Here is a 23,747-nt window from a genome sequence, read left to right as displayed (position 1 = left end):
GTTCCGGTGCATGGTCGCTCCATGACGAATCACAACGAAGCAATCGGATCCTCCGACGACGGGTCTTTCGACCACGAATCAACTCAGCCGGACTCTGTCGCGCAGGAATCCGCACCGCCGGGAGCCGCGGGACTCGGATCGGTGGCGCACCAATCGTCCGCGGGGAATATTCCGCTCCACCACGGTCGTGGCGGCGACGCCGAGCGGCCCGGCGTCCCGCTCGGCCCGCCGGGTCACCAGGAGCAGGTCACTCTGCGCTCACCGTCGGAACTGGCGGACGCACTGCCGTATCTGCTCGGGTATCGGCCCGAGGACAGCATCGTGCTCGTCGCCATGCACGATCGGAACGGGCAGGGCCGCTTCGGCGGGCGGGCGCGGCTCGGTCTCCCGGACCGCGCCGACGACTGGCCGTCCGTCGCCGATCAACTCGCTCAGGTTCTGGTGAGCGGCAGTGAGCGCAGGGGCGCCAAGCCCGAGGCCATCGTCGCCTTCCTCTGCCAGGATCCGGTACGGGGCGAGGGCGGCCGACGTTTGGAGGGCGGCCGGCGCGTGGAATACGGCCGACACGTCAAGGAAGGTCGCCGTGTCGAAGATGGTCGCAGCGTGATGGAGCGCCTGCGTCCCCTCGCCCAGTACCTGCGCACCGCGTGCGGTCGCCTCGACGTTCCGGTGATCGAGGCGCTGTGCCTCTCGGACGGCCGCTTCTGGTCCTACTGCTGTCCCGGTGACCGCTGCTGTCCGCCCGAGGGTGTGCCCATGGGACTGCCCGGCACCTCGGTACTGGCGGCAGCCGCCACCTACGCGGGACTTCAAGTACGCGGCTCGCTGAAGGAGTTCCGGGCCAGGCTCACACCCTGGGAGAACGCGGCGGCGCTGGAGCAGAAATCCGCGCTCGACGCCGCGGGCATGGCGCTGGTGCCCCGCATGCTGGACGCGGAACGGCGCGATGATGTGGCGGTCGAGACCCTGGACCTCGCTCGGCGGATCATGAATCGACTCGCCGACGTACCGCCTGCCGTGGGCGCCGCTGTCGGGCCCTCGGACCGCCAGGACGACGAACTGGTGGCTCATGACGAAGCCGCGGCCCTGATTCTCGGCCTCCAGAACCGGGAGACCCGCGACCGCGCGGCGGAGTGGGTGGAGAGCGATGAGGCGCCTTCCGCGCTCAGGCTGTGGCGCGTGCTGGCCCGCCGATGCGTGGGCCCGTACCGGGAGCACGCCGCGGCGCCCCTGACGCTCGCGGGGTGGGTGGCGTGGGCGACGGGGGACGAGTTGGAGGGACGCGAGGCGCTGGCCATGGCCTTGGGAGTGGACTCCACCTACCTGTTCGCCCGACTGCTGCACGAGGCGTGCAACGAGGGTCTGGACCCGCAGACGATCCGGCAGTGCTTCAGCAAGGAACGGGACGCGCGCGAACCGGCGGCCGTGCCGACGGCGACTGCGGACGACTCCGAGGTGCCGACACGGAACTCGTCGGCTCCCGATCCCGACTCTCCCGATCGCCTGTCCGCCGATCCGACTCCTGCCGATCCCACGTCCCCGGCTTCGCCCTCGGCCTCCCCGGCTTGCGCGAGTCTCCGGTCGTCGGAGGGCATGCTGGTGCGGCGACGCCGGCCGCGAACGCCCGCTCGTGACGGGGCGAACGGAGTCATCGGGAAGCGTTCGAGCGGTGGTCCCCGGCCTCCTCGCCGAAGTGACCGTCGTGGGCCGGGGAGCGATCGGTGAGGCCCCAGGGCGTAGGCGTCGGGGTGGAGCCACGCCCCTCACTGTTGGGCGGCCCTTCCCAGCCGCGTGATCCGCATGGCCGGTCCCCGACGACCTCTCGGGGCGCGGGCGTGACCTGGGCAGGGCGAGCCCCGTTCACCTGGATGGCGGACCTGGTGACCAGGCTCCGCCGTCACTTCGGCGCCCAGTTCACCACGCCTGGACGTGCCGAACTGGGCCCGCTCACGGCTCTCGCAAAGCTCGGAACAAGCCACCTCAAGGACATCGAATACCTGGTCCCGCCGGCTGAGCGATGTCTGCGATGGCTGCGCGAGACAGTGGGCGACGGCCGCCGAAGGCCGGCCGGGCGGCAGTGGACTGCGGCAGTGGGTGGCCCAGCTCCGCGCTGCCTTCTCGGAGGAGTCGCCGTCCTTGCCGGGATCCGCCCCGACGCGCCGGGAGGCACGGTGAGCCTGTGCCCGGTCCGCGGCGCCCCCTGGGCGAGGTCGGGTTCACCGGCCTGCGAGTGGCCTGCGTCCCGTTCTCGGTGAGGGGCGCCAGGCTGGGCGTGGCGATGGTGGAGGAGGCGGCCGAAGGGCTGCAACTGGGGGCATGACCGGCTCGTCCACGGTCGGGCGAGGAGGTGGGCAGCAGCGTTCGGGCCGACGGGAGGCGGGAGGGAGGCTCAGGAGAAAGTACACGTCAGGAGAAGGCGAAGGGAGTGTTTATCGTCAGGAAGACGACTAAGATCGCGGCATGTCGCCCTACGACCCGTCAGCCTTTCCGCCGTTCGCTGTCACCGTCGATCTGGTGGTGCTGACCGTGCGCCGTCATGCCTTGTGCGCGTTGGCGGTCCGGCGCGGTGAGGCACCGTTCCAAGGGCGGTGGGCGCTCCCCGGAGGATTCGTACGCGTCGACGAGGACCTGTCGGCCGCGGCGGCTCGTGAACTGGTGGAGGAGACGGGACTCTGCGCGCACGATCCGTCGGCCCCGGCGCAGGCCAACGGCGCGCACCTGGAACAGCTCGCCACCTATGGCGACCCCCAGCGCGACCCGAGGATGCGAGTGGTCAGCGTGGCGCACCTGGCCCTTGCCCCTGACCTGCCGGCACCGAGGGCCGGTGGGGACGCGAACAGTGCCCGCTGGGCGCCGGTCGAAGCACTCCTCAACCAGGGCGGTTACGGTCGCGAGGGCGAGCAGGCGGCACCCCTCGCCTTCGACCACGCGCGGATCCTGACGGACGGAGTGGAGCGGGCCCGTTCGAAGATCGAGTACTCGTCGCTGGCCACGGCCTTCTGTCCGCCGGAGTTCACGGTCGGCGAGTTGCGACGGGTGTACGAGGCGGTGTGGGGCGTGGCGCTCGATCCCCGCAACTTCCACCGCAAGGTGACCGGGACGCCAGGCTTCCTCGTGCCCAGCGGAGGGACCACCACACGCCAGGGCGGCCGACCCGCACAGCTGTTCAGGGCGGGTGGGGCGACCTTGCTGAACCCGCCGATGCTGCGGCCCGAAGTCTGAGTGCGGACGGGTCGGCTCACCTCGATTCCTTGGTGGCCGACACCACCCGCTTCCGTCTCCTGACCGAAAAGTCTCAAATGTCGCGCTATCTTGCTGCGGTACCCACGGGGTTCGTCCGTCCCCGCTCGGCGGACGGGCCCCGGCCGCCGAGCGGTCGCACCTCCTGCGAGAGAAGCGATGATCCAGGCCATCGGACTGACCAGCAATCCCCGTAAGGGGCTTAAGCCCGCCGTCGACGACGTCTCGTTCGAAGCGCACACGGGCCATGTCACCGCCCTGCTCGGCGCCCCGGCGTCGGGCAAGACGACCGCGCTCAGACTGATGCTCGAACTCCAACAGGGCCGAGGCGTCACCTACTTCAGAGGTCGACCGCTGCACCGCGTCGCGCACCCCGCACGCGAGGTGGGCGTCCTCCTGGGGGAGGTACCCGGCCACCCCTCGCGAACGGTCAGAGGCCATCTGCGGATGTTGTGCGCCGCCGCCGGGGTGCCCGTGCAGCGTGCCGACGAAGTCCTCGAATCCGTAGGGCTGGTGAGTCTGCGGGACGAGTGCCTGGGCATGCTGTCCCGTGGCCTGGATCGGCGCCTCGGGCTCGCCTGCGTCCTGATCGGAGACCCGCACACGCTGGTCCTGGACGCTCCGGAGGACGGGCTCTCCGCGCGAGAGACCGGCTGGCTGCACGGTGTTCTGCGTGCGCACGCGTCCCTTGGTGGCACGGTCCTGTTCACCACGGACGACGCCAAGGCGGCAGCGCGTACCGCGGACCGTGTCCTGACGCTGGACGCAGGGCGGGTCGTCGGGGATCAGGATGTCGCAGACTTCGCCCGTACCCGACTGCGGCCAAGGGTGGCTGTCCGGACTCCGCACGCCGCCCGACTTGGTGTGCTGCTCGCGAAGGAGGCCCGCACCGCGCGGCGTTCCGTCGAGGTCGTCAAGGAGGACGGCAACCGCCTCTCGGTGTACGGAAGCAGTTGCGCCGAGGTGGGGGAGGCCGCGTACCGTCACGGCATCCTCGTCCACCAACTCTCCGACGAGACCGGAGACATGGGGCCGTCGGCGCATGAGTGGCAGCGAGCGGCAGAGGGATTCGGCGGCGACGTCCGCATCCCCGTCGCGACCGATGGCACCGTTTATGAGCGCCAGCCCGAACCCCAGCCCCAGCTCGTGCCCGAGTCCGATCCGTTGGTGGAATTCGACGATCTGTTGTCGGAATACGAACCCGACACCTACGCCGAGTCCAGCACGGGTGATCACGGGTCCCCGACCGAATCGGCGACGGCGGCCCACATGTCGGACGAACCGTCAGGGGTGGCGCGGCCCACTGGAACGAACAGCTCACCCCTGCCGCCACCCGTGACGGTACGCACCGCGCGCACCCCCCTGCGCCCCCTGCGCTACGAACTGCGCCGTGCCACCGGCATCGGTACCGGCTACTTCACCGGTGCCGCCGTACTGATCAGCTCCGCCGTCATCGCGGTCCTCCTCGCCAGGATCGGTCACAGCCCACAGCCACGGCTGCTGGCGGCCTGGCCCGAGGAACTGCCGCTGCCGCCCGCCGCTCTGGGCGCGGGACTCCTCGGGGCGCTCGCCTTCGGCGACGAGTTCCGCCACCCCGCCCTCGCCGCGGATCGCGGAACCGTCCCCCGACGTCTCGGTCTGCTCGGCGCCAAACTCGCGGTCGCGGCGGGTACCGCGCTGCTGCTGGCCTTTCTGACCGTGGGCTGTGACGCCGCGGTGCTCCAGCTTGTATACGGACAGGAACTCACCAGAGTTCCCGCCGACTGGCTACCGCTGTCCGTGAGTTGGATCAGCATGGTCACCGGGTGCGCCTGGGCAGGAGTGCTCGCGGCCGGAGTGTTCAAGTCCACGACAGCCGGACTTGCCGCCGTACTCGCCGTCCCCGTAGCCGTCGTACCGGCCGTACAGAAAGCCGTCGAGGGACCGGCTGTACGAACAGCCGCCGGCTTTCCCGCGCGGTTGCGGGATCTCGCACTGGTGCAGTGGCCGTTCGGCGCGGAGCGTTATCTCGCTGCCGCTCTGCGGATGATCGTTCAACCTGTGGGCAGTGCGCTGATGTTGTCGCTGACCGCTCTGCTCTGCGCATATGTGCTCACGGGGGTGCGCAGCAGGGTTCGTTGAAGACCGACTCACTGAATCCGATCCGCCGCTGCGCACAACTTCCCTGACAACGCTCATTTCTTTCCGATAAGGCGTCAATTGCGGCGGGGTGAGCGATCACCCTTTCGTGTGCTTTTCACCAAAGACCTCAAGGCGGTTGAGAGCAACGCCGACAAAGGATCCGTGAGTACCCTTGCGCACACCATGATGACCGCCGCCCGCTCCGCCGACTCCGGCCTCGCCGGACCGGGCGAACTCGACCGCTACCCCTACGCGGAGGCCCGGAGTACTGATCGCGTGGGAGCCCCCGTCTGGGACGGCGCGGACCAGGAGCTGGGACGCGTGGGCCGACGACCCGCGGGCAGCCGTGGCCGTGGACTGCACGGTCAACTCGTCCAACAGTTGGGCCAGATGATTGTCTCCGGTGACCTGGGCGCCGACCGCCCGCTCGTGCCCGAGGAGATCGGGCAGCGTTTCGAGGTTTCCCGCACCGTCGTCCGCGAATCACTCCGTGTTCTGGAGGCCAAGGGACTGGTGAGCGCCCGTCCCAATGTGGGCACGCGCGTGCGACCGGTCAGTGACTGGAACCTTCTTGACCCGGACATCATCGAGTGGCGGGCCTTCGGACCCCAGCGCGACGACCAGCGCCGCGAACTGAGCGAACTGCGCTGGACGATCGAGCCGCTGGCCGCCCGCCTTGCCGCCGGGCACGGGCGCGAGGAGGTGCAGCAGCGACTTGCCGACATGGTCGACATCATGGGTCACGCCCTTGGGCAGGCGGACTCGATCACCTTCGCGCGCGCGGACGCCGAGTTCCACGCGCTGCTCATCCAGGTCGCCGGCAATCGCATGCTGGAGCACCTGTCCGGCATCGTCTCGGCCGCACTCCAGGTATCGGGCGGCCCGGTCACCGGTTGCGACCGTCCGAACGAGACCTCGGTGGCGCATCACTCCCGTATCGCGGACGCCCTCGCCGCGGGGGACGGACCCGGTGCGGAAGCCGCGATGCGTCAACTGCTCATTGTCCACCCCGAGGTGGAGCGCGTGGTGCCCGCGCCCCGCGAGCACTGAATCGGTCGCACTGATTGCCCGCGCGGCGGCCCTGTCGGCCCGCACGTACCGCTCCTCCCGCGCGCGTACGCGTTGTTGACGCAGGGTCGCGCCACGGTCGCCGAGGTTCGCCGACGACCACGGGGGAACCGTTCCGCCAGACGACGTCCGTCCCGCGTGCGTACGCGTAGCGCCCGACGGACACCCCGCGCGGTGCCGTCCGCGACATGCGTACCGTCCGCGACATGCGTGCCCCGCGCGGCTCGACCCGCGTCGGATGCCTCATACGGCCCGGCGCGGGTCCGGCCGCACCCGGCGCCTTCTTATGTACCGGTTCCGGTTCATGCATCGGTTCATGCATCGGTTCCGGCCAAGTACGGCCGTTCGTGTTCGTTCGTGGGCCGGGCGATGTTTCAGACGGCGTTGGAGCGGCATTGAACCCCGGTGAGGGGCCATCGACCCTGATCGACCGATCTCTGACCGTTTCTGACCGTATCTACATGCTTTTGAGTGCTTACGGGGTGTGACTCGGGCCACGCAGATTGGGCGTAACGCTCCTCGGAACTGCGCGATGACCTAAGAGGTGACAGCCGAAGAGGGAATACAGCCGCCAGCGACGGCGCTGTCCATCTCCTAGGCCCCACGCCCACGCCGTCGGCCCATCCCCAAGTCGGCGGTCGTCGGCTCCGGTCCACACTGGACAGGGGCCGGAAGCCGTTTTCCAACGTTCCGAGAGGTTGTTCGTGTCGGCCAGCACATCCCGTACGCTCCCGCCGGAGATCGCCGATTCCGTCTCTGTCATGGCGCTCATCGAGCGGGGAAAGGCTGAGGGGCAGATCGCCGGCGATGACGTGCGTCGGGCCTTCGAAGCTGACCAGATTCCGGCCACTCAGTGGAAGAACGTACTGCGCAGCCTCAACCAGATCCTCGAGGAAGAGGGTGTGACGCTGATGGTCAGTGCCGCGGAGCCCAAGCGCACCCGAAAGAGCGTCGCAGCGAAGAGTCCGGCCAAGCGGACCGCCACCAAGACCGTGGCGGCCAAGACGGTCACGGCCAAGAAGGCGACCGCCACGGCCGCCCCCGCCGAGGCCGCCACCGACGCCATCGTTGACGAGACCGCGCCCGCGAAGAAGGCCGCCGCCAAGAAGACGGTGGCGAAGAAGACGGTCGCCAAGAAGACCGTCGCCAAGAAGACGACGGCCAAGAAGAGCGCCACCAAGAAGGACGCCGACGAGATCGTCGACGAAGAGGCGGTCGAGGAGACCGCGGGTGCCGCCGCCGGCAAGCCCGGCGAGGAGCCCGCGGAGGACGGCAGCCAGGGCTTCGTCCTGTCCGACGAGGACGAGGACGACGCCCCCGCGCAGCAGGTCGCGGCGGCGGGCGCCACCGCCGACCCCGTCAAGGACTACCTGAAGCAGATCGGCAAGGTCCCCCTCCTCAACGCCGAGCAGGAGGTGGAGCTGGCCAAGCGCATCGAGGCCGGTCTCTTCGCCGAGGACAAGCTCGCCAACGCCGACAAGCTCGCGCCGAAGCTCAAGCGCGAGCTGGAGATCATCGCCGAGGACGGCCGCCGCGCCAAGAACCACCTCCTGGAGGCCAACCTCCGCCTGGTGGTCTCGCTGGCCAAGCGCTACACCGGTCGCGGCATGCTCTTCCTGGACCTCATCCAGGAGGGCAATCTCGGTCTCATCCGCGCGGTCGAGAAGTTCGACTACACCAAGGGCTACAAGTTCTCCACGTACGCCACCTGGTGGATTCGGCAGGCGATCACCCGCGCCATGGCCGACCAGGCCCGCACCATCCGTATCCCGGTGCACATGGTCGAGGTCATCAACAAGCTCGCGCGCGTGCAGCGTCAGATGCTCCAGGACCTGGGTCGGGAGCCCACCCCGGAGGAGCTGGCCAAGGAACTCGACATGACCCCCGAGAAGGTCATCGAGGTCCAGAAGTACGGTCGCGAGCCCATCTCACTGCACACCCCGCTCGGCGAGGACGGCGACAGCGAGTTCGGTGACCTCATCGAGGACTCCGAGGCGGTCGTCCCGGCCGACGCCGTCAGCTTCACGCTCCTCCAGGAGCAGCTGCACTCGGTCCTCGACACGCTCTCCGAGCGTGAGGCCGGCGTTGTGTCCATGCGTTTCGGTCTCACCGACGGTCAGCCGAAGACCCTCGACGAGATCGGCAAGGTGTACGGCGTCACCCGCGAGCGCATCCGGCAGATCGAGTCCAAGACCATGTCGAAGCTCCGGCACCCGTCGCGTTCTCAGGTACTGCGCGACTACCTCGACTGATCGTGTCACGCGACTGATCGCCTTACGCGGCTGATCACGTGACGCGACAGTAGCGCGCACCGATCCGTCGATACGCCACCGAAGGCCCGGCCTCCCGCAAGGGAGCCGGGCCTTCGGCGCGTAACGGTTGCCGCCCGCGTGGTCGGAGGCCCGATCGGCGACACGCGCGCGGCGTGCGATGTCGACGCCTCTGGATCACTCTGGGTATGTCACTGCAACGCAGAGTGAGGAGAGCGCATGCTCCGTCCCGTCGTCCGAAACCTGACCGGCGCGCTGGCCATGGCGGCCACCGCTTCCGGGCTGCCCCTGGCCACCCCGACAGCCGTGGCGGCCGACAGTGTCGTCATCGGTGGTCATCCGGTGGACGTGGCGGACAGTCCCTGGGTGGTGGCGCTCTCCAGCCGTGACCGGTTCGGCGGTACCCGGGCGGGACAGTTCTGCGGCGGGGTCGTCATCGGTCGCACGACGGTGCTCACGGCGGCGCACTGCCTCGGCCGAGAGGTTCTCGGCGCCTCCGGGAGGACTCCGGGCGACCTCAAGGTGATCGCCGGACGCAGCGACCTGAGGAGTTCCGGTGGAGTCGAGATCCCGGTGCGGTCCGTTCGGGTCAATCCTCGCTACGACAGCACCACGAACTCCGGCGATGTGGCGCTCGTCACATTGTCGAAGCAGCTTCCCGAGGGCTATGTGATCAGCGTGGCGGGTGAAGGCGACTCTGCCTCCAAGCCCGGCACCCCTGCCTCCGTCTACGGCTGGGGAGACACCACGGGGAGAGGCGGCTACGCCAGAATGCTTCATTCCGCACAGATCCAGGTACTGCCGGATGCTCTGTGTGAGGCGGCCTACCCCGGGAACGCGGACGGGGCGTACCGGGCCGATTCCATGCTGTGTGCCGGTGAGGAGGAAGGCGGACGGGACGCCTGCCAGGGCGACAGTGGGGGCCCACTGGTCGCACACGGGCGCCTGATCGGCCTGGTGTCGTGGGGAAGCGGCTGCGGGCAGCCGGGCAGCCCCGGGGTCTATACGCGCGTCTCAGCGGCCCTCAGGGACGTCAGAGGGGCGTCCAGGGTCCGTGGCTGAGTGCGGGTCCGCGGACGAACACGAGCGGCTGCCCCTGAGGTGCAGGGGCAGCCGCTCGCTCGCCGGCCTGTGCCGGTGCTGGCTCGTCGTTGATGCGAAGTGTCAGCGTTCCTCGTCCTCGGCGGATGCCGGGGCGGGGGTCAGGCGCTCCGTCTCGTCCTGTATTTCAGCGGCGATCTTCTTGAGTTCCGGCTCGAACTTGCGACCGTGGTGGGCGCAGAAGAGCAAGTCACCACCGCTCGTCAGGACGACGCGCAGGTAAGCCTGGGCGCCGCAGCGGTCGCAGCGATCGGCGGCCGTCAGCGGGCTCGCGGGGGTCAGAACAGTAGTCACGTCGCCTCTTCTCTAGCTCGACGAGCTGTCGTACCAGGGTCAACATCCAACCAGGCCGAAAACGTTCCCGCTCGCGGCTTCTCCTCGAAAAAATCTTTCCGAGGTGGTCCTCAGCTGCCGATTGGCGGCGAATGTGCCGTATTACGTGTCTTTGTGTCTTACGGGTTCGCGCTGTCTGTCGGGTTGTGTCCTCCCGGCTGGGTTGCCGGTTGTTCATGAGGACGTGCCCGGAGCCTAAATGGTTCATGCCTGGAAGGGAACGTGATATGCGCTTCACTCCATCGAGCGATCGAACAAGCATGCGACCGTGGACTAGGCTGAGATTGCACGAGGGTGGCGTGACAACGGCTCTACCAGGGCTCGGTACCCTCTGACCGGCGACCGAAGCCGGGCCCTTACCCCAAAGGGTCCTACCTGAAATTCAGCGAGGAGCGAACCGCGTGACCGCCGATACGTCTGTGCCGTCCACTGCGCTGCTGACCGGAGCAGACCGGGACGGTTCCAACTACACCGCGCGGCACCTGCTCGTCCTGGAGGGCCTGGAGGCCGTCCGCAAACGTCCGGGCATGTACATCGGCTCGACGGACAGCCGTGGCCTGTTGCACTGCCTCTGGGAGATCATCGACAACTCCGTCGACGAGGCCCTGGGCGGGTACTGCGACCACATCGACGTCATCCTGCACGACGACGCGTCCGTCGAGGTGCGGGACAACGGCCGCGGCATCCCTGTCGACGTGGAGCCGAAGACCGGGCTGTCCGGCATCGAGGTCGTGATGACCAAGCTGCACGCCGGCGGCAAGTTCGGCGGCGGGTCGTACGCCGCCTCCGGTGGTCTGCACGGTGTGGGCGCCTCCGTCGTGAACGCCCTGTCGGCGAGGCTCGACGTCGAGGTCGACCGCAGCGGCCACACCCATGCGATCAGCTTCCGGCGCGGTGTCCCCGGTGCCTTCGCGAAGCTCGGGGCCGACGCCCCGTTCGATCCGGACAGTGGCCTGCGCAAGACCAAGAGGATCCCCAAGACGCGCACGGGCACGCGCGTGCGTTACTGGGCCGACCGTCAGATCTTCCTCAAGGACGCCAAGCTCAATCTGGAGATGCTGCACCAGCGCGCGCGTCAGACCGCGTTCCTGGTGCCCGGCCTGACCATCGTCGTACGCGACGAGTACGGGCTCGGTGACGGCGGCAGCAAGGGCGAGGAGTCCTTCCGCTTCGACGGCGGCATCAGTGAGTTCTGCGAGTACCTGGCGTCGGACAAGCCGGTCTGCGACGTTCTGCGCCTGTCCGGACAGGGCACCTTCAAGGAGACCGTTCCTGTCCTCGACGACCACGGACAAATGACGCCCACCGAGGTGACCCGCGAACTGGCTGTGGACGTGGCCATGCGCTGGGGGACCGGGTACGACACCACGCTCAAGTCGTTCGTCAACATCATCGCCACGCCCAAGGGCGGTACCCACGTCACCGGGTTCGAACGCTCGGTGACCAAGACGATGAACGAGGTGCTGCGCAGCCAGAAGCTGCTGCGTGTGGCCGAGGACGACATCGTCAAGGACGACGCCCTGGAGGGCCTCACCGCGGTCGTCACCGTGCGCCTGGCCGAGCCGCAGTTCGAGGGGCAGACCAAGGAGGTGCTGGGCACCTCGGCCGCCAACCGCATCGTCGCCAATGTGATCGCCAAGGAACTCAAGGAGTTCCTGACCTCCACCAAGCGTGACGCAAAGGCCCAGGCACGGTCCGTCATGGAGAAGGCCGTCGCCGCCGCGCGCACGCGTATCGCGGCCCGCCAGCACAAGGAGGCGCAGCGCCGGAAGACCGCTCTGGAGTCCTCGTCGCTGCCGGCCAAGCTCGCCGACTGCCGCAGCGACGACGTGGAGCGCAGTGAGCTGTTCATCGTCGAGGGGGACTCCGCGCTCGGCACCGCCAAGCTCGCGCGCAACTCCGAGTTCCAGGCGCTGCTCCCGATCCGCGGCAAGATTCTCAACGTTCAGAAGGCGTCCGTCTCGGACATGCTCAAGAACGCCGAGTGCGGCGCGATCATCCAGGTCATAGGAGCCGGATCCGGCCGGACGTTCGACATCGACGCGGCCCGCTACGGGAAGATCATTCTCCTGGTCGACGCCGATGTTGACGGCGCCCACATCCGCATCCTGCTGCTGACGCTGTTCCAGCGCTACATGCGTCCCATGGTCGAGGCGGGTCGCGTCTTCGCGGCCGTGCCGCCGCTGCACCGGATCGAGCTGGTCCAGCCGAAGAAGGGGCAGGACAAGTACGTGTACACGTACTCGGACCGGGAGTTGCGCGAGACGGTGATGGAGTTCCAGCGCAAGGGTGTGCGCTACAAGGACTCCATCCAGCGCTACAAGGGCCTCGGTGAGATGGACGCCGATCAGCTGGCGGAGACCACGATGGACCCGCGCCATCGGACGCTGCGCCGCATCAACATCTCGGACCTTGAGGCATCCGAGCAGGTCTTCGATCTCCTCATGGGCAACGAGGTGGCGCCGCGCAAGGAGTTCATCTCCAACTCGGCGGCGACGCTGGACCGGTCGCGCATCGACGCCTAGCCCGTCGCTGCCGGCCCCCGGCCCCCGGTCTCCCGTCCCGGTCCCCGGCCAGGTTCGGCGGCGATCAGGAGATCAGCCGGGTCCGAGGCATGGGATGGCGCCGTCTGCCGCACGCCGTCACCTCTTCGAGTGACATGGATCCGGTGTCTCCACCCGCGGGTGGAGACACCGGATCCACCCATGATCCACCCCTGCTCCGATCTCCTGACCAGGCCCTTTCCGTAGCGTCGAAGGCGTCATCACATCCGTCTTCCTCGCCCTTCGGAGGCACTCGATGCCCGGCCTTGCCAATGTTCTGGTGGTCGTCGCCGTGGTCGTGCTGATCGCCGTCCGCCAGACGCGACCTCAGCCGATACGGGACGCCAGGCGCTGGTGGATCGTGCCGGTCGTCCTGCTGTTCCTCGGCCTGCGGGAGCCCGGCACCGTCGACTCCCACCACGCTGCCGCGTCGGGCGTCCTGCTCACCGTCGAACTGCTCGTCGGCCTGCTGATGGGAGCCGCGTGGGGCTGGACCAGCCGCGTCTGGTCCGAGGCTGACGGCTCCGTGTGGTCGAAGGGCACAAAGGCCACGGCGGCTGTGTGGGCCGGCGGCATAGCTCTCCGCCTCGGCCTGGTCGGGGCCGGCGCCCTGATCGGCGTGCACCAGGGATCGGGTGCCCTGCTCCTCGGCCTCGCCGCGTCCCTCCTGGTGCGTTCCGGAGTGCTGGCCTGGCGTGCCCAGTCCGTCCACCCCACGTACGCGCAGGCCACGGCGTACGGTGACGACGTGCCGGTGTCGACGTGGAGGGACCGCAGGTGACGCGGAGCGTCTGGACCACCTGGCCCACCCGGGAGGCACTCTCCCGGGCGGGCATGAGCACAGCGCGGCGCGTCCTCGCCTGGACCGTGCGGGTGGTCGTGATCGGCGTCCTGCTGTGGGGCGCGGTCGCCCACAAGGGGGTGCACGGCTGGGAGGCGGTCGTCGGGGCGCTGGGGGTGATCGGCAGCGCGGCGGCGGCGTGGGGTTTCTTCCGTACGACCTACCACCATCTGCTGTGGCCGTCCCTGGGACTGCTCACGCTGTTGATGGGCGCGGGCATTGTCGCGGAACAGGCCGGGTTCCCGGTGCCGGCGCTCGTGCTGTGGTGCGGCTGCGCCGTCGTCGGCCTGGAGCGACTCCCGCTGGTGGCCGCGGTGCCGACCACGGCGGCGGCCCTCGCCGCCTACGTCCTGGTCAACGACGACGTGTGGCTGACGACGGCGATCACCACGGCGGGCCTGGGCCTCGCCGGATACGTCCTGCGGCTGGACGCCGAGGCGCGGGGCAACACACAGCGGCTGCTCGCTCAGGAGCGTGCTGCCCGCGTGGCCGAGGCGGAGTCGGCTGCCCTCGCGGAGCGGGCCCGGATCGCTCGGGAGATCCACGACGTCCTGGCACACAGCCTCTCCGCGCAGCTTGTGCACTTGGAGGCGGCGCGGCTCCTGATCGAGCGGGGGGCGGACCGCGGGCAGATCCTCGACAGGGTGGTGGCCGCGCGCGGGATGGCCCGGGACGGGCTCGACGAGACCCGGCAGGCCCTGTCCGCGCTCCGGGGTGAGATGTCGCCCCTGGAGGAGTACCTGCGCGAACTGGTCACGGCGTCGGCGGGGGCCGAGGTCCTGGTCGACGGGGAGCGGCGGGCCCTGTCGGCGGAGGCGTCGCAGGCGGTGCGCCGCGTCGCGCAGGAAGCGGTCACCAACGCGCGCAAGCACGCACCGGGCGCGAAGGTCGCGGTGCATCTGAGCTACGGCGACGACGACGTGACGCTCGATGTGCGGGACTCGGGCGGCTCGCCGGGTGATCTCGCGGGCTCCGGCGCCGGGTACGGTCTGTTGGGGATGCGGGAGCGTGCCGAACTACTCGGCGGCTCCCTGGAGGCCGGGCCGTACGAGGAGGGCTTCGCAGTGACGTTGAAGGTGCCCGTATGACGGAGGAGAGCACCGGGCGTACCGCGCGCGTGGTCGTCGCCGACGACCAGACCGTGGTGCGGGAGGGCATCGTCATGCTGCTGGGTCTGCTGCCCGGCATCGAGGTCGTCGGGGCGGCGGGCGACGGCGAGGAGGCGGTCGCGCTGGTGGCCGAACTCGCCCCGGACGTCGTGCTGATGGATCTGCGGATGCCGCGCTGCGACGGCGTCGAGGCGACACGGCGCATCCGTGCGGGGTATCCGGGGACGCACGTGGTCGTGCTCACCACATACGCCGACGACGACTCGCTGTTCCCGGCCCTTGAGGCGGGCGCGCGCGGGTATCTCACCAAGGACGCGGGGGGCGACGAGATCGTACGGGCCGTGCACAGCGTCCTGTCCGGAGACGCGGGGCTCTCGCCGAGTATCCAACGGCGTCTGCTGGAGCGGCTGTCCAGACCGCCGGCTCTGATCCCGGTCGTGGAGCCGCCCGACGGTCTCACCGCGCGGGAGACGGAGGTGCTGGTGCTGATCGCCGAGGGGCTCACCAATCAGGAGATCGCCCACAGGCTCCATGTCTCCACCGCCACCGTGAAGACCCACATCAACAACCTCTTCGCGAAGACCGGGCTCAAGGACCGTGCGCAGGCGGTGCGTTACGCGTATGCACGCGGATTGGTGACACCGCCGGGCACATCTCTCACCTGATCCGGCGCGTCCATCACCTGATGGAGTGAAGAGCGGGGGGAGAAGAGTCCGGGATCTTCCTGTTCTGCCCATCCTTGGGCACGCGGCCGTACGGGCCGCGGACAAGGAGACACCGGTGAAGAAGCACGACGGGCGGAAAACCGGGGAGGCCCGGTTCGACGACCCCTGGTACGACGCGCTTGCCTCCGGCTGGGGTGAATGGGACGGCGCGGGGGCACCCGCCCCGGTCGTACCGCCCCAGGCCGCCTCGCAGGAGCGGAGCGCGAGCAGCGTCTACCTGGAGGTGCAGCAGAGCGCCGCTTTCCAGGAAGTGCGCAGCCGGTATCGAAGGTTCGTCGTTCCCGCCGTCGCGATCTTCCTCACCTGGTACCTCGCCTATGTCGTGGCCGCGACCACCGCGCCGGAACTGATGGCGCGGCAGGTGGTCGGCGCCGTGAACGTGGCGATGGTCGCGGGACTCGGACAGTTCCTGTCGACCTTCCTGTTGACCTGGGCGTATGCCCGGCATGCCCGGCTGCGTCGAGACCGTGCGGCCCTCGACCTCCGGTGGGACACACAGGAGCTGACACGGGGGATCGGCCGGTGACGGGGCATCACCAGACGCTGGCACTGCTGCTGTTCAGCGCGTTCGTGGCTGTCACGCTGGGGATCACCACGTGGGTGAGCCGTAACCGCCATGGTTCGCCGGAGGAGTTCTACGCGGGCGGACGGCTGTTCACGCCCATGGAGAACGGTTTCGCCATCGCCGGTGACTACATGTCGGCGGCGTCCTTCCTCGGTATCTCCGGACTCATCGCGCTCTTCGGCTACGACGGCCTGCTGTACTCGGTGGGCTTTCTCGTCGCCTGGCTCGTCGTGCTCTTCCTCGTCGCCGAACTGGTCCGCAACTGCGGGAGGTTCACCCTTGCCGACGTCGTCGCCGCCCGGATGAGCGAGCGGCCTGTTCGTATCGCGGCGGGAACTTCCTCGGTGACCGTGTCCGTTCTCTATCTGGTGGCGCAGATGGTGGGGGCGGGCAGCCTGGTCGCGCTGCTGCTGGGAGGCACCGGCGAGGCGGCTCAGACGTGGACCGTCATCGGGGTCGGTGCGCTCATGGTCATCTATGTGTCGTTGGGAGGGATGCGGGCCACCACGTGGATCCAGATCGTCAAGGCGGTCCTGCTGATGGGCGGTGCGATCGCGCTCACCGTGCTCGTCCTGGTGCGCTTCCACGGTGACTTCGACCAACTGCTGCGTACCGCCGCCGCGCGCAGCGGACACGGTGCGGACTTCCTCGTACCGGGGTTGAAGTACGGCGGGGACTGGACGTCGCGGTTCGACTTCATCAGCCTGGGCCTCGCGCTCGTCCTGGGTACCGCCGGACTGCCGCACATCCTGTCCCGCTTCTACACCGTGCCGACCGCGCGGGCCGCCCGCCGCTCGGTCGTCTGGTCCATCGGTCTCATCGGCAGCTTCTACCTGATGACGATCGTGCTGGGCTTCGGCGCCGCCGCGATCCTGGGCTCCGACGCGGTGCGTGCGTCGAACCCGGCCGGGAACACGGCGGTTCCGCTGCTCGCCCTCGACGTGGGCGGCGGCGCGGACTCCACCGGAGGAACGGTTCTGTTCGCGATCGTGGCCGCGGTCGCCTTTGCCACGATCCTCGCCGTCGTCGCCGGGATCACGCTCGCCTCGTCCGCGTCCGTCGCGCACGACCTGTACGCGTCACTGCGCAGGCGGCACGCGAAGCAGCACAGCGAGGTAGCGGTGGCGCGGATCGCCGCGGTCGGGATCGGCGTCGTCGCGATCGGCCTCGGGCTGCTCGCGCGGGATCTGAACGTGGCCTTCCTGGTGGGCCTGGCGTTCGCGGTCGCCGCGTCGGCGAACCTGCCGGTGCTGCTGTACTCGCTGTTCTGGCGGAGCTTCACGACGAGGGGAGCCGTGTGGTCGGTGTACGGAGGGTTGATTCCGGCGCTGGTGCTGGTGCTGCTGTCGCCCGTGGTCTCCGGGAGCCCGACCTCCCTGTTCCCGGGCGTGGACCTCCAGTTCTTCCCGCTGGAGAACCCGGGCCTGGTCTCCATTCCGCTGGGGTTCCTGGCCGGCTGGCTGGGCACCATGACGTCCGCCGAGCCCGCCGACGAGGCCAAGCACGCGGAGACGGAGGTACGGTCGCTCACCGGCGCGGGAGCGGTCTGACCTGGGCCGACGCGGCAGGCCCGTCACCCGTGGCCGTCGGTCGGCGTACACGACGGGCGGTGGTCCCGGCGGCCGGGACTCAGCCCGGGGCGACCCACGCGTACCGGTGTTCCGGTCGGCCCGTGTCGCCGTAGCGCAGGGTGAGGCGGAGGCGCCCCGCCTGTTCCAGATGGCGCAGATAGCGCTGCGCCGTGGAGCGGCTCAGGCCCGTCTCCGCCGCCACCTCGTGTGCCGAGAGGGGCTGGGCGGCCCGGTGCAGCACCCCGCAGATGAGGTCCGTCGTGGGCAGCGAGTGCCCGCTCGGCAGGCCCTGGGCAGGGGCGGCCGTGGTGGTACGCAGCGCGCCGAAGATCCGGTCGACCTGCTCTTGTACCGCGATACCGCTGCCACTGCCGCCGACCCGGTCCACCGTGCGCCGCAGCGCCGCGTACGCCTCAAGGCGGGAGCGCAGCGCGCCGAAGGTGAACGGCTTCACCAGGTAGTGCAGCGCCCCCAGACGCATGGCCTCCTGCACCGTCGTCACATCGCCCGCCGCCGTGATCATGATGACGTCGGTGCGGTGGCCGAGTTGGCGCATGTGCTGCACCAGAGCGAGACCGGTCTCGTCGGGCAGGTAGTGGTCGAGCAGGACGAGATCGATCCGCTCGCGCTGCACGGTGGCGAACGCCTGGGCGGCGTCGTGGGCGCGCGCGACCACACGGAAGCCGGGAACCTTGGCGACGTACCGCGCGTTGATCTCTGCGACACGGAAGTCGTCGTCCACGACCAGGACGTCAATCATCGATTGGGCCTTTCTCGTTAAGCCCATGTTTCGGCTTGGTTGTTGTAGCGCGAGCAAAACGAGCACAACAGGGGTTTGCAAGCAGAAGATGGGCCAGCGCGCACAAGGATCCCGCAGTGACCCAAGGCGGGCCTACGGTCCCGGTCCATGAGTAGAGACACCAACCCCGCGATAGAGCTGAGGGGCGCCGGCAAGGCGTTCCGTACGCCGTCCGGGGCCCTGCACACCGCCGTGCGGGCACTTGACCTGACGGTCGAGCAGGGCGAGTTCGTCGCAGTGGTCGGCCCCACCGGCTGCGGCAAATCGACCACACTCACCCTGGTCAGCGGCCTGGAGGAGCCCACCGAGGGCGATGTACTCGTCGCGGGTGAGCCCGTGCGCGGCATCGGCGACAAGGTCGGCTTCGTCTTCCAGCAGGACGCCGTCTTCCCATGGCGCACGGTCCTGTCCAATGTGATGGCAGGCCCCCGCTTCCGAGGCGTTCCCAAGGCGGAGGCCAAGGCCCGCGCCCGTGAATGGCTGGACCGCGTCGGCCTCTCGACTTTTGAGGATCGTTACCCGCACCAGCTCTCCGGCGGCCAGCGCAAGCGCGTCGCGCTCGCGTCGACCTTCGTCAACGACCCCGAGATCCTGCTCATGGACGAGCCGTTCTCGGCGCTCGACGTCCAGACCCGGGCACTGATGTCGGACGAACTCCTCGAACTGTGGGCAGGCACGGGCGCGTCGGTCGTTTTCGTGACCCACGACCTGGAGGAGTCCATCGCCCTGGCCGACAAGGTCGTCGTCATGACCGCGGGCCCGGCGACGGTCAAGCAGATCTTCGAGATCGATCTGCCGCGCCCGCGCAAGGTCGAGTCGATCCGCCTGGAACCCAGGTTCGTGGAGATCTACCGCGAGATCTGGGTGTCGCTCGGCGAAGAGGTCCGCATCACCCGCGAGAGGGGTGCCGCCGATGTCGCATGAGACGCTCGACGTGCCCCTCACCAAGACAGCGCCCACGGAACGCACCCGTGCCCGCGTGCGGGCGGCCCGTAACCGCCGCTTCCTCGTCTACGGAAGCCGTGGCCTGCTCCTCGTCGCGGTCATCGTCCTCTGGGAGGTCATGGCTCGCACCGAGGTCATCGACCCGTTCAACTTCTCCATGCCGTCCAAGATCTGGGAACAGATGCGCGTCTGGGCGGTCGACGGCACCGCCCAAGGCTCCCTGTGGGAACAGATCTGGTACACGCTCTACGAGGCCCTCCTCGGCTGGGTCGTGGGTGTCGCCGGTGGTGTGGTCCTCGGTATCACGCTCGGCAGGATCCGCTTCCTCGCCGATGTGGTGGGCCCGTACATCAAGGTCCTCAACGCGATTCCACGGATCGTCCTGGCGCCGATCTTCCTGATCTGGTTCGGTCTGGGACCGGCATCCAAGGTCGCGTCGGCCGTGGTCCTCGTGTTCTTCCCCGTCTTCTTCAACGCCTTCCAGGGCGCGCGGGAGGTCGACCGCAATCTCGTCGCCAACGCCCGCATCCTGGGCGCGAGCAACCGGCGGGTCACCTTCCAGGTGGTCATTCCGTCCGCCACCTCCTGGATCTTCACCAGCCTCCACGTGAGCTTCGGCTTCGCCCTGATCGGCGCGATCGTCGGCGAGTACATCGGCGCGACCAAGGGCCTCGGCCTGCTCGTCGCGGCCTCCCAGGGCACGTTCAACGCCGCCGGCGTGTACGCGGCCATGGCGATCCTCGCGATCGTCGCCCTGCTCACCGAGGGCCTGCTCACCTTCGCGGAACGGCGCCTCTTCAAGTGGCGGCCCGCGGAACCCGGCACCGAGCAGTGACAGCGCGTTCCCGGACATCTCTTCGGCGCCGCCCTGTCGGCCGGTCGGCGCCTTTTTCTGGCACAACCCCAAAGGACGTGATGAACATGCGTGGCACCAGCAGAGCGACGTCAGCGGTCGGAGCGGGCGCGGTGGCGTTGAGCGTGCTCGCCGGACTGACTCTTCTCAGCGGCTGCGGCGACTCCGGCTCGACGAGCAAGGACGGCTCTCCGAAGGTCAAGATCATGGTGGGTGGTCTCGACAAGGTCATCTACATGCCCGCGATGCTCACGCAGCAGCTCGGCTACTTCAAGGACGAGGGTGTTGACGTTCAACTGTTGACCGAGCCGGCCGGTGTACAGGCCGAGACGGCTCTCGTCTCGGGCGATGTGCAGGGCACCGTCGGCTTCTACGACCACACCCTCGACCTTCAGGTCAAGGGCAAGGAGGTCGAGTCCGTGGTGCAGTTCTCGCACGCGCCCGGCGAGGTCGAGATCGTGTCCACCAAGGCCGCCGGCGACATCAAGTCCCCGAAGGACTTCAAGGGCAAGAAGCTCGGTGTCACCGGCCTCGGCTCGTCCACGGACTTCCTCACCAAGTATCTCGCCGTCAACGACGGTGTGGAGACGAGCGAGTTCACGCCCGTGGCGGTGGGAGCGGGACAGACCTTCATCGCCGCGTTGCAGCAGGGGTCCATCGAGGCCGGTATGACGACGGACCCGACCGTCGCCAACATCCTGGAGAAGAAGCTCGGCACCGTATTGATCGACATGCGGACGCCGGAGGGATCCAAGCAGGCACTCGGCGGTGCGTATCCGTCGTCAAGTCTGTACATGAACACTGACTGGGTCAACGGTCACAAGGACACCGTCCAGAAGCTCGCCAATGCCTTTGTGAAGACCCTCAAGTGGATGTCCACGCACAGCCCGGAGGAGATCGCGGCGAAGATGCCCGCCGACTACGCGCAGGGCGGCCAGAAGCTGTACGCGGAGGCGATCAAGAGCACCTTGCCGATGTTCACCACGGACGGCGTCATGCCGGCGGACGGTCCGGCAACTGTTGAGCGGGTACTCAAGTCGTTCAACCCCAACCTCAAGAACGCCAAGGTTGATCTGTCCAAGACCTTCACCACCGAGTTCGTGGAGAAGGCCCAGGGCTGAATCAGCCCTTCCCGGTGAGTCCCCGCGGTTCCCCGCCCGCGGGGGCTCACATCTGTCCGGCTCACGTCCGCCCGCGCGGACCCGGCGCCCGGACCCACCTACGCGCGCGTCTCACACGGGTGGCGCCCACGCGTAGCGGTGCTCGGGGCGGCCCGTCTCGCCGTACTTGAGGCTGAGCCGGACGCGACCCGCGCGTTCCAGGAGTTTGAGGTAGCGCTGCGCCGTCTGGCGGCTCAACTGGGTGCGGTCCGCCAGTTCCTGCGCCGACAGCGGGCCGTCGGCGCCCATGAGGGCGCGGCGCACCAGTTCGGCGGTCGTGGGGGAGTGGCCCTTGGGCAGCTCCGGTGCCCCGGACGGGACCGAGAGGGCACCGAACATGCGGTCCACCTCCGCCTGTTCGGCCTCTCCGCCGCCCTCCAGGGTGCGGCGCAGGGCGGCGTACGCCTCCAGTTTGGTGCGCAGCCCCGAGAACGAGAACGGCTTGACGAGGTACTGCAGCGCGCCCAGCCGCATCGCCGCCTGGACCGTGCCGACGTCGCGCGCGGCGGTCACCATGATGACGTCCGTCCGGTGGCCGCCCTCGCGCAGTCTGCGGACGACGTCCAGGCCGGTCTCGTCAGGCAGGTAGTGGTCGAGCAGGACCAGGTCGACCGGGTGGCGCTCCAGCAGTGCCAGGGCCTCGCCGGCACTGTGCGCCTTCGCCGTCACCCGAAAACCGGGAACTTTTCCGACGTACGCGGCATTGACGGTCGCGACACGGACGTCGTCGTCCACGACCAGGACCTCGATCAACGTGTTTCCTCCGTGCTTGCCACGCCGTTCGCCGGCTCCGACGTGCCCCTCGGGACGGACGCGTGCGTCAGTTCCGACTCCGTCAGGGCGTCGGGCAGGACGACGATGAACTCGGCGCCACCGTCCGGGGCTTCGCCGACCTCGGTGCTGCCGCCCTGCCGTTCCGCCAGCCTGCGGACCAGGGCGAGCCCGATGCCGCGCTTGCCGTGGGCCGGCGGCTTCTTCGTGGTCCACCCCTCGGTGAAGATCGCCTCGCGCTGGTCGGCCGGTACCCCGGGCCCCGTGTCGCGTACCCGCAGCACCGCGGTCCTGCCCTCGGCGCGCAGAACGACCTCCACGCGCGCGTGCCCGGTACCGGCGGCGGCGTCCAGAGCGTTGTCCACCAGGTTGCCGACGACGGTCACCAGCCCACGCGGGTCGACGAGCCGGTCGGGCAGGGCCGTGTCGGGTGAGACGGAGAGCGTCACGCCGCGTTCCGCCGCGACCGTCGCCTTGCCCACGAGGAGGGCCGCGAGGAGCGGGTCCTGGATCTTCTCGGTGATCTGCTCGGCGGTGACCCGGTGGGCGCCGGCGACCTCACCGACGTACTCGACGGCATCGTCGTACATCTCAAGTTCCAGCAGGCCGAGCAAGGTATGCATGCGGTTGGCGTGCTCGTGGTCCTGCGCGCGCAGGGCGTCGATCAGTCCCCGGGTGGAGTCGAGTTCGCGGCCGAGCTGTTCCAGTTCGGTGCGGTCGCGCAGGGTGGCGACGGCGCCTCCGTCGTCGGTGGGCATCCGGTTGGCGATCAGGACGCGCTGTCCACGGACCGTCAGCAGGTCCGTGCCGGTCACCCGGCCCGCCAGCACGTCGGTGGTGCGTCCGGCGCCCAGAGCGGCGTCCAGGGGCTCTCCGACGACCTCCGTGCCCAGCCCCAGGAGGCGCTGCGCCTCGTCGTTCAGCAGCCGGATCCGGCCGCCGCGGTCCAGCGCGACGACGCCCTCGCGGATGCTGTGCAGCATCGCCTCACGCTCCGCGAGCAGTGCGGAGATGTCGGAGAACGCGAGGTCGCGGGTCTGCCGCTGGACCCGCCGGGAGATCAGGTACGCGGCCAGGGCGCCCACGGCGAGCGCCCCGCCCGCGTAGGCGAGCAGTCCGGGGATCGACTGGATCAGCCGGGCCCGCACGCTCTCGTACGCGATGCCGACCGACACCGCGCCGATGACGGTGCCGTGCGCGTCCCGCAGCGGCACCTTCCCGCGCGCGGAGCGGCCGAGGGTGCCGTTGTCGATCTCCATGATCTCCTTGCCCGAGAGCGGGACGCTGGGATCCGTGGAGACGACCCTGCCGATCTCACTGATGTCGGTGTGCGACCAGCGCACCCCGTCCATGTTCATGATCACTATGTACTCGGCGCCACTGGCCCGGCGGATCCGCTCCGCCTCGGCCTGCACGGGGCCGTCGACCGTCGGCAGGGACGCCTTCAGGTCCTCCGCGATCCGGGGCTGCGCGGCCGTGGTCTGCGCGATGGCGAGGGCACGGCGCATCGCCTGGTCGTCGAGCTGGTCGCTCAGCGGCGCGAGGAAGAGTCCCGTGGCGAGGACGGCGACGCCGGCCGCGATCGCCAGCTGCATCAGCAGGACCTGCGAGAAGACCCGCCGGGGCAGGCCGAGGCGCAGTCTTCGCTTGGAGGAGGTCGGGCTCATGCGTACGAACGGTACGGGGCACCGGCGGCTTCGCCGTAGTCCCTGTGGCGGGGATCTCGTGACCA

General features: G+C 69.1%; 19 protein-coding genes and 1 pseudogene. 16 read left to right on the top strand and 4 right to left on the bottom strand.

What is annotated here, in order from left to right; translation table 11 throughout:
• The first annotated feature begins 21 nt into the window (after nucleotides 1-21).
• The 7 genes and pseudogenes from ACFVT5_RS19975 to ACFVT5_RS19945 all read left to right on the top strand — a co-directional run bounded on the left by ACFVT5_RS19975 (nucleotide 22) and on the right by ACFVT5_RS19945 (nucleotide 9,761).
• Nucleotides 22-1,725 (top strand): DUF4192 domain-containing protein, encoded by a 1,704-nt coding sequence (locus ACFVT5_RS19975; RefSeq protein WP_389889201.1) that lies wholly within the window; start codon nucleotides 22-24, stop codon nucleotides 1,723-1,725.
• A gap of 401 nt (nucleotides 1,726-2,126) precedes the next feature.
• Nucleotides 2,127-2,320: pseudogene (locus ACFVT5_RS19970) on the top strand (glycogen debranching protein); the annotation flags it as partial.
• 140 nt (nucleotides 2,321-2,460) lie between these two features.
• The gene (locus ACFVT5_RS19965; RefSeq protein ID WP_389889198.1) at nucleotides 2,461-3,222 is read left to right on the top strand and encodes an NUDIX domain-containing protein; all 762 of its coding nucleotides are present in this window, start codon (nucleotides 2,461-2,463) and stop codon (nucleotides 3,220-3,222) included.
• A 177-nt stretch (nucleotides 3,223-3,399) separates the two neighbouring features.
• On the top strand, nucleotides 3,400-5,361 hold the full coding sequence (locus ACFVT5_RS19960) for an ATP-binding cassette domain-containing protein (protein ID WP_389889195.1): 1,962 nt from the start codon (nucleotides 3,400-3,402) through the stop codon (nucleotides 5,359-5,361).
• Between the two features lie 162 nt (nucleotides 5,362-5,523).
• Nucleotides 5,524-6,411, top strand: a complete 888-nt coding sequence (locus ACFVT5_RS19955) for a FadR/GntR family transcriptional regulator (RefSeq protein WP_389889192.1) — start codon at nucleotides 5,524-5,526, stop codon at nucleotides 6,409-6,411.
• 722 nt (nucleotides 6,412-7,133) lie between these two features.
• Nucleotides 7,134-8,681 (top strand): RNA polymerase sigma factor, encoded by a 1,548-nt coding sequence (locus ACFVT5_RS19950; RefSeq protein WP_389889189.1) that lies wholly within the window; start codon nucleotides 7,134-7,136, stop codon nucleotides 8,679-8,681.
• 237 nt (nucleotides 8,682-8,918) lie between these two features.
• Complete coding sequence (locus ACFVT5_RS19945) at nucleotides 8,919-9,761, top strand: serine protease (protein WP_389889186.1); 843 nt, start codon at nucleotides 8,919-8,921, stop codon at nucleotides 9,759-9,761.
• Between the two features lie 102 nt (nucleotides 9,762-9,863).
• Here the strand turns inward: ACFVT5_RS19945 and ACFVT5_RS19940 are convergent, their stop codons facing one another.
• Nucleotides 9,864-10,094, bottom strand: coding sequence for a hypothetical protein (locus tag ACFVT5_RS19940; protein WP_389889183.1), 231 nt, complete (start codon nucleotides 10,092-10,094; stop codon nucleotides 9,864-9,866).
• A gap of 440 nt (nucleotides 10,095-10,534) precedes the next feature.
• Here ACFVT5_RS19940 and ACFVT5_RS19935 point away from each other — a divergent pair, with 440 nt between their 5' ends.
• The 6 genes from ACFVT5_RS19935 to ACFVT5_RS19910 all read left to right on the top strand — a co-directional run bounded on the left by ACFVT5_RS19935 (nucleotide 10,535) and on the right by ACFVT5_RS19910 (nucleotide 17,466).
• Entirely contained in the window at nucleotides 10,535-12,658 is a 2,124-nt protein-coding gene (locus ACFVT5_RS19935) for a type IIA DNA topoisomerase subunit B (protein ID WP_389889180.1), read from the top strand.
• A gap of 274 nt (nucleotides 12,659-12,932) precedes the next feature.
• A complete protein-coding gene (locus tag ACFVT5_RS19930; protein ID WP_389889177.1) occupies nucleotides 12,933-13,457 on the top strand; it encodes a DUF1453 domain-containing protein in 525 nt (174 codons plus the stop codon).
• Nucleotides 13,454-14,605 carry a sensor histidine kinase gene (locus ACFVT5_RS19925; protein ID WP_389889174.1) on the top strand — a complete coding sequence of 384 codons (1,152 nt, stop codon included), beginning with the start codon at nucleotides 13,454-13,456 and terminating at the stop codon, nucleotides 14,603-14,605. The genes ACFVT5_RS19930 and ACFVT5_RS19925 overlap by 4 nt, the downstream gene beginning before the upstream one ends.
• Nucleotides 14,602-15,291 carry a response regulator gene (locus ACFVT5_RS19920; RefSeq protein ID WP_389889171.1) on the top strand — a complete coding sequence of 230 codons (690 nt, stop codon included), beginning with the start codon at nucleotides 14,602-14,604 and terminating at the stop codon, nucleotides 15,289-15,291. Before ACFVT5_RS19925 ends, ACFVT5_RS19920 begins: the two co-directional genes overlap by 4 nt.
• 115 nt (nucleotides 15,292-15,406) lie before the next feature.
• The gene (locus ACFVT5_RS19915; protein ID WP_389889168.1) at nucleotides 15,407-15,877 is read left to right on the top strand and encodes a DUF485 domain-containing protein; all 471 of its coding nucleotides are present in this window, start codon (nucleotides 15,407-15,409) and stop codon (nucleotides 15,875-15,877) included.
• A complete protein-coding gene (locus ACFVT5_RS19910) occupies nucleotides 15,874-17,466 on the top strand; it encodes a cation acetate symporter (protein WP_389889165.1) in 1,593 nt (530 codons plus the stop codon). Before ACFVT5_RS19915 ends, ACFVT5_RS19910 begins: the two co-directional genes overlap by 4 nt.
• A 79-nt stretch (nucleotides 17,467-17,545) precedes the next feature.
• Here the strand turns inward: ACFVT5_RS19910 and ACFVT5_RS19905 are convergent, their stop codons facing one another.
• Entirely contained in the window at nucleotides 17,546-18,247 is a 702-nt protein-coding gene (locus ACFVT5_RS19905; RefSeq protein WP_389889162.1) for a response regulator, read from the bottom strand.
• Nucleotides 18,248-18,394: 147 nt separating this feature from the next.
• Between ACFVT5_RS19905 and ACFVT5_RS19900 the strand changes: the two genes are divergently transcribed.
• The 3 genes from ACFVT5_RS19900 (at nucleotide 18,395) to ACFVT5_RS19890 (ending at nucleotide 21,205) form a co-directional block, all read left to right on the top strand.
• On the top strand, nucleotides 18,395-19,210 hold the full coding sequence (locus tag ACFVT5_RS19900; RefSeq protein WP_389889159.1) for an ABC transporter ATP-binding protein: 816 nt from the start codon (nucleotides 18,395-18,397) through the stop codon (nucleotides 19,208-19,210).
• Nucleotides 19,200-20,066 (top strand): ABC transporter permease, encoded by an 867-nt coding sequence (locus ACFVT5_RS19895; RefSeq protein ID WP_389889156.1) that lies wholly within the window; start codon nucleotides 19,200-19,202, stop codon nucleotides 20,064-20,066. The genes ACFVT5_RS19900 and ACFVT5_RS19895 overlap by 11 nt, the downstream gene beginning before the upstream one ends.
• An 86-nt stretch (nucleotides 20,067-20,152) precedes the next feature.
• Nucleotides 20,153-21,205, top strand: a complete 1,053-nt coding sequence (locus tag ACFVT5_RS19890; protein WP_389889153.1) for an ABC transporter substrate-binding protein — start codon at nucleotides 20,153-20,155, stop codon at nucleotides 21,203-21,205.
• A 111-nt stretch (nucleotides 21,206-21,316) separates the two neighbouring features.
• On the opposite strand, the gene ACFVT5_RS19885 is transcribed toward ACFVT5_RS19890, so the two are convergent.
• Nucleotides 21,317-21,997, bottom strand: coding sequence for a response regulator (locus ACFVT5_RS19885; RefSeq protein ID WP_389889150.1), 681 nt, complete (start codon nucleotides 21,995-21,997; stop codon nucleotides 21,317-21,319).
• The gene (locus ACFVT5_RS19880; protein WP_389889147.1) at nucleotides 21,994-23,682 is read right to left on the bottom strand and encodes an ATP-binding protein; all 1,689 of its coding nucleotides are present in this window, start codon (nucleotides 23,680-23,682) and stop codon (nucleotides 21,994-21,996) included. Before ACFVT5_RS19880 ends, ACFVT5_RS19885 begins: the two co-directional genes overlap by 4 nt.
• Nucleotides 23,683-23,747: the final 65 nt, after the last annotated feature.

Origin of the sequence: Streptomyces sp. NPDC058001, assembly GCF_042886315.1 — a bacterium.
In the GTDB taxonomy this organism is placed as follows: domain Bacteria; phylum Actinomycetota; class Actinomycetes; order Streptomycetales; family Streptomycetaceae; genus Streptomyces.
Note: the sequence above shows the minus strand (reverse complement) of the source record. Positions and strands in the feature narration are given on the sequence as shown.

What these genes read in the sequence shown, in the direction of transcription:
- ACFVT5_RS19900 (WP_389889159.1), top strand. Translation starts at nt 18,395, where the DNA reads ATGAGTAGAGACACCAACCCCGCGATAGAGCTGAGGGGCGCCGGCAAG.
- ACFVT5_RS19930 (WP_389889177.1), top strand. Translation starts at nt 12,933, where the DNA reads ATGCCCGGCCTTGCCAATGTTCTGGTGGTCGTCGCCGTGGTCGTGCTG.
- ACFVT5_RS19905 (WP_389889162.1), bottom strand. Translation starts at nt 18,247, where the DNA reads ATGATTGACGTCCTGGTCGTGGACGACGACTTCCGTGTCGCAGAGATC.
- ACFVT5_RS19960 (WP_389889195.1), top strand. Translation starts at nt 3,400, where the DNA reads ATGATCCAGGCCATCGGACTGACCAGCAATCCCCGTAAGGGGCTTAAG.
- ACFVT5_RS19945 (WP_389889186.1), top strand. Translation starts at nt 8,919, where the DNA reads ATGCTCCGTCCCGTCGTCCGAAACCTGACCGGCGCGCTGGCCATGGCG.
- ACFVT5_RS19975 (WP_389889201.1), top strand. Translation starts at nt 22, where the DNA reads ATGACGAATCACAACGAAGCAATCGGATCCTCCGACGACGGGTCTTTC.
- ACFVT5_RS19920 (WP_389889171.1), top strand. Translation starts at nt 14,602, where the DNA reads ATGACGGAGGAGAGCACCGGGCGTACCGCGCGCGTGGTCGTCGCCGAC.
- ACFVT5_RS19880 (WP_389889147.1), bottom strand. Translation starts at nt 23,682, where the DNA reads ATGAGCCCGACCTCCTCCAAGCGAAGACTGCGCCTCGGCCTGCCCCGG.
- ACFVT5_RS19895 (WP_389889156.1), top strand. Translation starts at nt 19,200, where the DNA reads ATGTCGCATGAGACGCTCGACGTGCCCCTCACCAAGACAGCGCCCACG.
- ACFVT5_RS19965 (WP_389889198.1), top strand. Translation starts at nt 2,461, where the DNA reads ATGTCGCCCTACGACCCGTCAGCCTTTCCGCCGTTCGCTGTCACCGTC.
- ACFVT5_RS19890 (WP_389889153.1), top strand. Translation starts at nt 20,153, where the DNA reads ATGCGTGGCACCAGCAGAGCGACGTCAGCGGTCGGAGCGGGCGCGGTG.